This is a genomic window from Streptomyces sp. W16 (assembly GCF_033194735.1).
GTDB lineage: Bacteria > Actinomycetota > Actinomycetes > Streptomycetales > Streptomycetaceae > Streptomyces.
In genome coordinates, this window is record NZ_JAWOAI010000807.1 from 1 (window position 1) to 3,157 (window position 3,157).

The window sequence follows — 3,157 nt, forward strand, 5'->3', positions numbered from 1 at the left end:
CGCCGCGCTGCGCGGCCAGGTCTCGCCCAAGGAGATCCAGAAGCTGGTCCGCAAACACGAGCGGCGGGCGAGGGCCGGCCGGCTCGCGAAGGGGCTGGCGGTGCTGGGCATCCTGGCGGGCGGCGCTTTCGCCGCCTGGAAGTGGTGGGACAAGCAGGCCAATCCCGACTGGCTGGTCGAGCCCCCCGCCGCGACCGAGGTGCCCGAGACGGGCCGTCTCTCCTCGGTGGACGGCGACGATCAGTCCGTGCTCGACCCCGAGGTGCAGGCGAAGCAGGCCGAGGACGAAGTCGCGGATGCCGTACAGGCCTCGGACCGCGACGAGCACCGCTGACGTCCGGCGTACGGTCAACATCGCGGTGGGGCAGGAGACTTGAGGGTCTCCTGCCCCACCGCGATGTTTCACGTGGAACAGTCGCGCGGGCGGAGAAACTCCCTTGATTTACGCAAGCCGGCCACGATGACGTTTGCAACGCCCCAGGTGTACAAGTACCGCACAGACTCCCTTAACGGACCGCACATCCCTGATTACGCGACCGTATTCAGCCAGCTCACACACGTCCCGCACATCGGGACACACGTTCCCCACACCACTCCGGCCACCGCCACAACGACCCGACGGACCTCGCCCAGCATCGATATTTGCGCAAACAACTGCAACGACGAGCAGCCATTTATGTGGCGCACGTCACCTCGCGGGCACAAACAAACACCGGCCGGACGCCACTGAGGGCGACCGGCCGGTGCGGGGTGTGGAGCCTAGGGGAGTCGAACCCCTGACATCTGCCATGCAAAGACAGCGCTCTACCAACTGAGCTAAGGCCCCGCTAGGGAAGCGTCCGACCGGCACAACCGCATACCGGTGGGCTTCGGAGACCAGAGTACCGGGTCACCCCCGGTATCTCGCAAAAAGATGGGGCTCCCGGTGGACGACCACTCTCCGTAAGATGCTCGTCGTGGTTCGCTAGAGCGAACCGCGGTTTTGGGGAAGCGATGGGGAGACGCAATGGACGCCGCACAGCAGGAAGCCACCGCCAGAGCGCGGGAGCTGCAGCGGAATTGGTACGGGGAGCCTTTGGGGGCGCTCTTCCGTAAGCTCATCGACGATCTTGGCCTCAACCAGGCTCGTCTTGCGGGGGTGTTGGGACTGTCCGCGCCGATGTTGTCCCAGCTGATGAGTGGTCAGCGGGCGAAGATCGGCAATCCCGCGGTGGTGCAGCGGGTGCAGTTGCTGCAGGACCTGGCGGGGCAGGTCGCGGACGGCAGCGTGAGCGCGGCCGAGGCGACCGAGCGGATGGACGAGATCAAGAAGTCCCAGGGGGGCTCGGTGCTCAGCAACACCACGACCACGACGAGCAGTTCGGGAGCGCCCACGGTCAAACGGGTGGTCCGCGAGATCCAGTCGCTGCTGCGCTCGGTGGCCGCCGCCGGCGACATCATCGACGCGGCTGACACCCTCGCCCCGAGCCACCCCGAACTGGCAGAGTTCCTCCGGGTGTACGGCGCGGGCCGTACCTCCGACGCGGTCGCGCACTACCAGTCCCACCAGAGCTGAGCAGCACGGCCCGGCCGTCGATCGGGGGTTCGGCAGCCGGGCACACGGCAACTGCCGTAAGGGGGAGTCGTATCGCTCGTCTCGGGGGAAGCAACGGAGGTAACCGAAGGGGGAGGAGCGACGTACAGCCATGGGTGAGGTCTTCGCCGGCCGGTACGAACTGGTCGACCCGATCGGGCGCGGAGGTGTCGGCGCGGTCTGGCGCGCCTGGGACCACCGCCGTCGCCGCTATGTCGCGGCCAAGGTCCTGCAGCAGAGCGACGCGCACTCGCTGCTGCGCTTCGTACGGGAACAGGCGCTGCGGATCGACCACCCCCATGTGCTCGCACCGGCCAGCTGGGCCGCCGACGACGACAAGGTCCTGTTCACCATGGACCTGGTGGCCGGCGGTTCGCTGGTCCATCTCATCGGGGACTACGGCCCGTTGCCCCCCTCGTTCGTCTGCACGCTGCTCGACCAGCTCCTCTCCGGCCTCGCCGCGGTACACGCGGAAGGCGTCGTGCACCGTGACATCAAGCCCGCCAACCTGCTCCTCGAAGCCACCGGCACGGCCCGCCCACGGCTGCGCCTGTCCGACTTCGGCATCGCGATGCGGCTGGGCGAAGCGCGCCTGACGGAGACCAACCTCGTGGTGGGGACGCCGGGTTACCTCGCGCCCGAGCAGATGATGGGCGCGGAACCCGACTTCCCCGCCGACCTGTTCGCCGTAGGACTGGTGGCGCTGTATCTGTTGGAGGGGGCCAAGCCGGACTCCAAGGCGCTCATCCAGTACTTCGCCGAGCACGGGACCCCTGGGGCGCCCAAGAGCGTTCCCGAGCCGCTGTGGCAGGTCGTGGCGATGTTGCTGCAGCCCGATCCACAGGCTCGCTTCCGTACGGCCACGGGGGCGCGCAAGGCCCTCGCGGCGGCCGTGGAACTCCTGCCGGAGCCCGGCCCCGACGACGAGTTGATCGAGATCTTCGACCAAGTGGGGCCGCTGCCAACGGGGTTCGCGCCCGAGGGTCCGCTGAGGCGGGCTTCCGGGGTGGACACGGGGTCGACCACGTCTCGTGTGACGGGACCCGAGAGCGGTGCGAGAACGGGTACAGGTGCAGGTGCGGGTGTAGGTGCGGGTACGAACGGTGCGGACTCCGTCCTCCTCGACCCACGGCAGGACATCGTCTCCCAGCCGTCCGTGTCGACACCGACCCCCAGCCCGACTCCGACCCCGACTCCGACCCCGATGTCGGACACCGGCAGCTTCCATCTGCCGCCCCCGCAGGCTCCGCAGATCCCACATGTCCTGCCCTCCCCCCAGCCGCGCGCCGAACCCTCTACTGCTTCATACACCGCCCAGGTCCCGCTGGTTCCGCCTACCGCGCCACCGTTTCCGCAGCGCCGTGGCAGGCGCGCCCGGCGCCGCCCCGGACCGCCCGCGAAGGTGGCGATACCGATCCTGCTGCTGGCGCTGGCCTGCTACGCCGTGGGGTTCTGGGCGCTGACCCGCGTCTGACCGACCGGTGCCAAGAGGGGTACGGCGGCTATGTGGCGGCGCGGCGCCTGGCCGCCACCGTCCACATGCCGAGCGTCGCCAACAGCACGCTGCCCGCGCCGATCCCGGCC

The 3,157-nt window shown here is 68.9% G+C and carries 3 protein-coding genes and 1 tRNA gene; 3 read left to right on the top strand and 1 reads right to left on the bottom strand.

Annotated features, from left to right (window positions below; genetic code table 11):
- Positions 1-334 (top strand): DUF5324 family protein (locus tag R6V09_RS49595; protein WP_317888010.1); only part of this gene is annotated, 334 nt, incomplete at its 5' end.
- Between the two features lie 419 nt (positions 335-753).
- On the opposite strand, the gene R6V09_RS49600 is transcribed toward R6V09_RS49595, so the two are convergent.
- Positions 754-826: transfer RNA gene (locus tag R6V09_RS49600), tRNA-Ala, on the bottom strand.
- Positions 827-1,006: 180 nt separating this feature from the next.
- Here R6V09_RS49600 and R6V09_RS49605 point away from each other — a divergent pair.
- Positions 1,007-1,555, top strand: coding sequence for a helix-turn-helix domain-containing protein (locus tag R6V09_RS49605; protein ID WP_019073558.1), 549 nt, complete (start codon positions 1,007-1,009; stop codon positions 1,553-1,555).
- Positions 1,556-1,685: 130 nt separating this feature from the next.
- Positions 1,686-3,047, top strand: a complete 1,362-nt coding sequence (locus R6V09_RS49610; RefSeq protein ID WP_317888011.1) for a serine/threonine-protein kinase — start codon at positions 1,686-1,688, stop codon at positions 3,045-3,047.
- Positions 3,048-3,157: the final 110 nt, after the last annotated feature.

What these genes read in the sequence shown, in the direction of transcription:
- R6V09_RS49605 (WP_019073558.1), top strand. Translation starts at nt 1,007, where the DNA reads ATGGACGCCGCACAGCAGGAAGCCACCGCCAGAGCGCGGGAGCTGCAG.
- R6V09_RS49610 (WP_317888011.1), top strand. Translation starts at nt 1,686, where the DNA reads ATGGGTGAGGTCTTCGCCGGCCGGTACGAACTGGTCGACCCGATCGGG.